General features: G+C 40.1%; 5 protein-coding genes. 4 read left to right on the top strand and 1 reads right to left on the bottom strand.

What is annotated here, in order from left to right; translation table 11 throughout:
- Positions 1-240: 240 nt before the first annotated feature.
- From BCU91_RS05070 to BCU91_RS05055, 4 genes are all read left to right on the top strand, one after another.
- On the top strand, positions 241-1,791 hold the full coding sequence (locus BCU91_RS05070) for a helicase HerA-like domain-containing protein (protein WP_102531021.1): 1,551 nt from the start codon (positions 241-243) through the stop codon (positions 1,789-1,791).
- 235 nt (positions 1,792-2,026) lie between these two features.
- Entirely contained in the window at positions 2,027-2,296 is a 270-nt protein-coding gene (locus BCU91_RS05065) for a hypothetical protein (RefSeq protein ID WP_102439120.1), read from the top strand.
- Between the two features lie 2 nt (positions 2,297-2,298).
- Positions 2,299-4,374: an HD domain-containing phosphohydrolase gene (locus BCU91_RS05060; RefSeq protein WP_102531020.1), complete on the top strand. Its 2,076-nt coding sequence runs from the start codon at positions 2,299-2,301 to the stop codon at positions 4,372-4,374.
- 206 nt (positions 4,375-4,580) lie between these two features.
- Positions 4,581-5,672: a GGDEF domain-containing protein gene (locus tag BCU91_RS05055; protein ID WP_102531019.1), complete on the top strand. Its 1,092-nt coding sequence runs from the start codon at positions 4,581-4,583 to the stop codon at positions 5,670-5,672.
- 72 nt (positions 5,673-5,744) lie between these two features.
- Here BCU91_RS05055 and BCU91_RS05050 read toward each other — a convergent pair whose 3' ends face one another.
- A complete protein-coding gene (locus tag BCU91_RS05050) occupies positions 5,745-5,984 on the bottom strand; it encodes a hypothetical protein (RefSeq protein ID WP_102531018.1) in 240 nt (79 codons plus the stop codon).
- Positions 5,985-6,174 lie beyond the last annotated feature (190 nt).

Raw genomic sequence — 6,174 nt, 5'->3', positions numbered from 1 at the left:
TTCTTAAAACGATAATTTTTTATTATTCGTATGAGCTATAGATTTTATAGCGCTACAAAAATGAATCACTCGCTAGCGACATGCTACTTACCGGTTGCAGCATTTGTGCGCCAGCCAATCAATTCGACATTCTTATTTTACATTCTTGTTCTACACTGTTATTGCCATAAACGTATTACATAAGCGTTAACCATCACCCCTTTGTGCTTTTACCTAAAGCAATATCTGCAAGGAGCGACAATGAAACAAAGTTCAACAAACACGATATTGATAGGTAAAGGCGATAATCCCGTTGAGCTACAACTGCGTTATGGTAATCGTCATGGCTTAATTGCAGGAGCGACAGGTACGGGTAAAACGGTCTCGCTGATGATGTTAGCTGAAAACTTTTCCCGTCAAGGTGTGCCGGTTTTTGTTACTGATATTAAAGGGGATATTTCAGGTCTAGCCGCTGCAGGCAAGGTGTCAGATAAACTATTAGCCCGCGCTGATAAAATTGGTATTAGCAATTTCAGCCCCCAAGCTAATCCATGCGTTTTTTGGGACTTACTCGGCCAGCAAGGTCACCCTATTCGCACCACCGTCAGTGAAATGGGGCCAACATTATTAGCCAGAATGCTGGGGCTAAATGACATCCAAAGCAGCATTTTAGACATCGTTTTTGCCTTAGCCGATAGCCGAGGCTTATTACTGCTGGATTTAGACGACCTTAAAGCGCTTCTGACCTTGGTCTCAAAAGAGCGTAAAACCATCAGTGCTGAATACGGTTTAGTCAGTGCGCAATCATTAGCGGCGATTCAGCGATCGCTGATGCGTTTAAAGCGTGACGGTGGTGAGGTTTTCTTTGGCGAGCCCGCCCTTGAGCTAAGTGACATCATGGGCGTTGATGAGCAAAACCATGGCTTAATCAATATTCTGGCGGCAGATAAATTAGTATTAACCCCAAATTTATATGCCAGTTTTATACTATGGTTGTTATCAGAGCTATACGAAAACCTGCCTGAGGTCGGCGATGCCGACAAACCTAAGTTGGCCTTTTTTATCGATGAAGCCCATTTACTGTTTGAGGATAGCCCAGATCATCTACTTAAGCGTATCGAGCAAATTATGCGCCTAATCCGCTCTAAAGGGGTTGGGGTGTATTTTTGCTCACAATTTCCTGACGATATACCCGATGCGATATTGGGGCAATTGGGTAATCGTATTCAACATGCTTTGCGGGCTTATACACCAAGGGACCAAAAATCGGTTCGCGCCGCCGCTGAAACCTTTGTGGTAAATCCTAAACTGGATATCACCGCAGTGATTTCTAGCTTAGCCGTGGGTGAGGCCTTAGTATCAACCTTACAAGATAATGGTGTGCCCAGTATGGTTGAGCAAACGCTGATATCCCCGCCCCGCTGTCGTATGGGGCCATTAACACTGACTGAGCGTAATGCTTGTCGCGCCCAAAGCCCTATCGGCAATCATTATGATATCGCCATTAATCGCGAGTCGGCTTATGAACGCCTCAATCAACTCGAGCAACTTGAAAAAGCCCCTGATGCCAAGCCTCCTATAGAAAAAGCTGACACTAAAAAGTCTCCCCCAAAAAAACCAAGCTCAACACCCCAAAAAGATAGCGAGGATGAACAAAGCAATTGGTTTAGCGAATTGCTATTTGGCACCAAGCGCCGTCAAGGTCTAGTAAAGAGCTTTTCAAAACAAGCTGCACGCGCGGTGGGCAGTAAGTTTGGCAAACAAATTTTGCGGGGAATACTGGGCAGCATTAGCGGCAAAAGCGGTAAATAATTGTTCGCGGTTATATTGCTCTAGCCAGTCATTTTAACTCATCCTTGACCTGTAAATAGGAATTTTTAGCCATAACTGCCTAGAAAGATCACCTTGTGACAAGCTATATTTTTTGAATTAAATCAATAATATCTAACTTTGAAAAATTTCAGCAATCCCTTTGGTTAACTTAGTTGTAACTTCACTAATAAATGCGCTATTGTTTAGTTAATGGAGTTTTTAGAGGTGATTAAGGATGAGCCAATTTTTCACTTTACTCAATCTTAGTTTACTAGACGTCACGTTAGAATATGTCACGTTAGCTGATGCCTCTGTAATAGATAGCATTACTCAGGCCAATGCCTTTCAAACCACTTATGTTGTTATTCTTCGCTATTTTACAAGACCTTCTGACGTTATACGCGCAGCTAGCATCAAACACCTCAAGCACTTAGCGGCATATTACGCCCCTGTGCTTCCATCAGCCCTTATTAGTCACAATAACTTAATAAGGGGCGACTTATAGATATGATTAACCTGCATTTAAGAAAGTCATTATTATTTGGACTGATTGTATTTTCATTCTGTATATCAATTCTGTATCTAGATAATCGCTCAGAAGATTTTGTCATCGATAAGCAAAAACAGCTTATCAGCGAAAACTTATTTAAATTAAAAAAAGAGCATATTACTGATCTTGTTTCATCGGTGCATATCGCAGCTGAAGCAACCCTTAAGCGCGAATACCAAAAACAACAAACTAATCTACAAACGCATTCGCAACAATTCAAATTAGTACTTAATAACACCCCTGAACATCAACGCTGCCAAGTGCTACAAACTTTAGCCGCTGACGATGATGAGTTTCAATACCAATTAACACAATCAGGACAAGCTCTTTGTCAGTCATCCCATAAGCCAGACAATACCTTGGCTGAAATAAGTATTAACACAGCGATTGCTGATGATATGCAAATGACACTGTCATTATTACCACCTCAAGTTATCAATGAAGCGAAAAAAAGGATCGCTGCCTTTATTAGGCTAATTAAACTGCAGAACCCAGAAACCTACGTTTGGGTAAATGAAGTGATTAATTACGCCGGTGGTGATGACTTTGCCATTAGAAAAGTTCACCCTAGCCAGCCTGAAACCGAAGGGCTGCTATTATCAACCCTCAGTCAAGACATCAAAGGTAACTACCCCTTCCAGATGGAGCTTGATGGCATTAATGCTCAAGGTGAAGTTTACTTCGAGTATTATTTCAAACGTAATACCAATGATGAAATCGTTAAAAAACTGGCCTATGCCAAATTATATAAGCCTTTTGATTGGATTATCGCCACAGGGGTATATGTGGATGATTTAGAATTTGCAGTAGATCAAGAGATCAACAAGCTGATGGTTGAGCTCAATTTTTACAATAATCTGGTTGCCATTATCGCCATCTTTTTATCCGTGTTACTGGTTATATGTTTATACGTGATAGAAAGAAATGCCCTTAATAGTAAAGAGCGAGAGCTGGCACTAAAACACAAGCAACAAGATGTAAAAAACTACCGTCAAGTACTATCATCTATGCTTGATTTAGTGGAGCGGCGCGATAGCTACACCGCTGGTCATACGCGGCGGGTTGCACAATACTCAGTGATGATAGCTAAAGAGATGGGCTTTAGTAATGCTGAAGTGGAAATCCTCTATGAATCAGCAATCATGCATGACATAGGTAAGATATCTACACCCGATAGTATTCTACTAAAACCAGGTAAACTCACCTCGCAAGAATACAAAATTATTCAGCAGCATTTAGACAGCGGCTACAAGCTACTGGTATCGATTAAAGCCTTTAAAAAACATGCTGAAATCATCAGGTGCCATCATGAACACTATGATGGGACGGGTTACCCTCGGGGACTTAAAGGCAAACAGATCTGCCCACTTTCTCATATTCTCATTTTAGTTGACGCCTTTGATGCAATGACCTCAAAACGTATCTATAAAATGAGTAAATCGAAACAAGAAGCTATCGCAGAAATAAAGGCGCTGGCAGGTAAACAATTTTGCCCTGAAACGGTAAAAGCAGCTGTGCCAGTGCTAGAGAGTGCTAATCTAATTCCTGTTGATCATAATTATTTAAAGGATGAGTTTGAAGAAGCAAGGCTTGCCTATTATTACAAAGATTCGCTTACCGGTTTATATAACTATCGATATCTAGAGCACGTTATCACGTTAAACGAAGAGCTATTTAGCAAACATTATCATTGCTGTTACGTCATCAGTTTGTTCAATTTTGGTCAATACAATAAAACCCACGGCTGGCTCGAAGGTGATAAAAAACTTACCTTTATAGCCAACAAGTTAACTGCATTTTTGCCAGAGTCGTTAATTTTTAGAGTGTTTGGCAATGACTTTCTTATCTTAACCCTAGAGCATATAGAGCTAGATGCAAAGTCGCTAATCGCGCAACTAGAACTTGATAACCTTAATATTGAACTTGCGTTAGAGCATATCAATATTGACCAGCAGCAAATCCACAATGTAACTCAATTTACTGAGATTATTAACAAGATAGTTAATAAGAAGACTTGCCCCAATATGCCCTAAAGTTCTGTATCAGGCTTGTAAAGCAACAGCATGAATAGAGGGTATTCATGCAATACTGTCTAACTAATAGTCACGAGATTAATCATAAAATAATCGTTCAAGTAGCCAAAATGCGAAATAAAAATTAACTAAAAAATTAACTAATACTATAATGTTAACTGAGGGTTTGAGTCGTATCTCGTAGTATTAATCTAAGGAAGTCAATAATGAAATGGTTACCTGCTAAGTGGGTGTTAGATAAAGAGGCAGAACTATCATTTCAACAATCTTTAAATCAACGCTCACGCACAAATGCAGTAATGATGAGTTACATCTTAATTACGGTGTTGCTATTTTTTACCCTATCTTCATTTGCAGCCACTAATTATACTTTCGCCGACATCTTAACCCGTATTGTCAGCCTCCTAATTGCAATGGTAATGATTTTCAGTATTAAAAAATCAGCCACCTGTTACCTTGATTCGATACTGTTATTTTTTGCGGTGCTGTTTACCCTCATCAATGGTTTATTCTTTTATAGCTATGCTATTAACCATCAAGAGCTCCATGAAGGCGGCCCTATGCTGTCAGCCATTTTTATTACAGCCATTCCCATACTTCACTTAGGTCAAAAGTTCATTATTTGGCTGTTACTGGGTGTTGCTCTGCTTATAATCCAATTCAACACCGAGGTGGATATCATTTGGAGTATAAACTTCTATGTGATAACAGTTGCTATCATGACCGCGATGCAATATCAAACGGATGTACTGCTGAGAAAACAATATAAATACGAGTTAATTCAAACACAAAAAGCGCAAACTGATAAGTTAACAGGGATTCATAATCGCTATAATTTCGATAAGCAATTCTCGACTCTGTTACACAATTTAAAACAGGGGCAGTACCTTTCATTGGCGATGATCGATATTGACCACTTTAAAAAATATAATGACCGCTACGGGCATTTAATGGGCGATAAAGCCTTGGTCAGCTTTGCCCAGTTACTTTCAAACCAAGGTGCCGATATGGTGGTGCGCTTTGGTGGCGAAGAATTTATTTTGGTTTCTGTCAGTTCAAATCAAAATAAGCACTGGCTTGAAGATCTCCCCATGCAGCTTAAACGGCTCGAGATTGAGCATAGTGATTCAGCAACCGGGTTTCTGTCAGCATCCGCTGGGGTGGTAAGTGTTAGTGCCAATCAGCGTCACCTAGTTAATAAAACCAAGCTTTTAACCTTAGCCGATCGCTGTTTGTACCAAGCGAAAAAAGCCGGTAGAAACCAAGTGTGTCGCCAAAAGGTATCTTGTGAAGAATAAGACTTAAGTTAAGCTTGAGGCAAAAGTTGCAGTTGAGGCTGAGAATGAACTTGCGCTCACCGCCAGATAGCATCATTCGGATGAGTCTTTTTTATTTGCTTCTCTAGCAACCAAAATAAAGGTTAAATACATTTTAGTTGGCAGTGACAGCACCATGCCAAAAGCGACACACATCGAGCTGATGATAATTCCCTTAACGCCCATTGCGGCTACGGTATCATTAAAGTTGTGCAAATAAATCCCAAGTAAAATTAAGCAAATACCAATGGTTATGCAGGTTCTAAGCAGTAGTATTAATTGTCTATTGCTCACTTAATTCTCCTCAGCTTAATGGTACACACCTTGGCATAGCACACCGACATTGTAGTCAATATATAGCTAAATTATGCCACCATTGTCAGTGAGTGTCGCGGCACAGGTTACGTTAAATATTACCAAGCAGTTAAAGAGCTTATTCTGACAAAAGATGAGTTAACCAGCTAAGCTTTTAGCTTTTAGCTTT

It is taken from the genome of Shewanella sp. 10N.286.52.B9 (assembly GCF_002873635.1).
Lineage (GTDB): Bacteria > Pseudomonadota > Gammaproteobacteria > Enterobacterales > Shewanellaceae > Shewanella.
The sequence above is the reverse complement of the archived record's forward strand: the minus strand, read 5'-3'. Positions and strand labels throughout refer to the sequence as shown.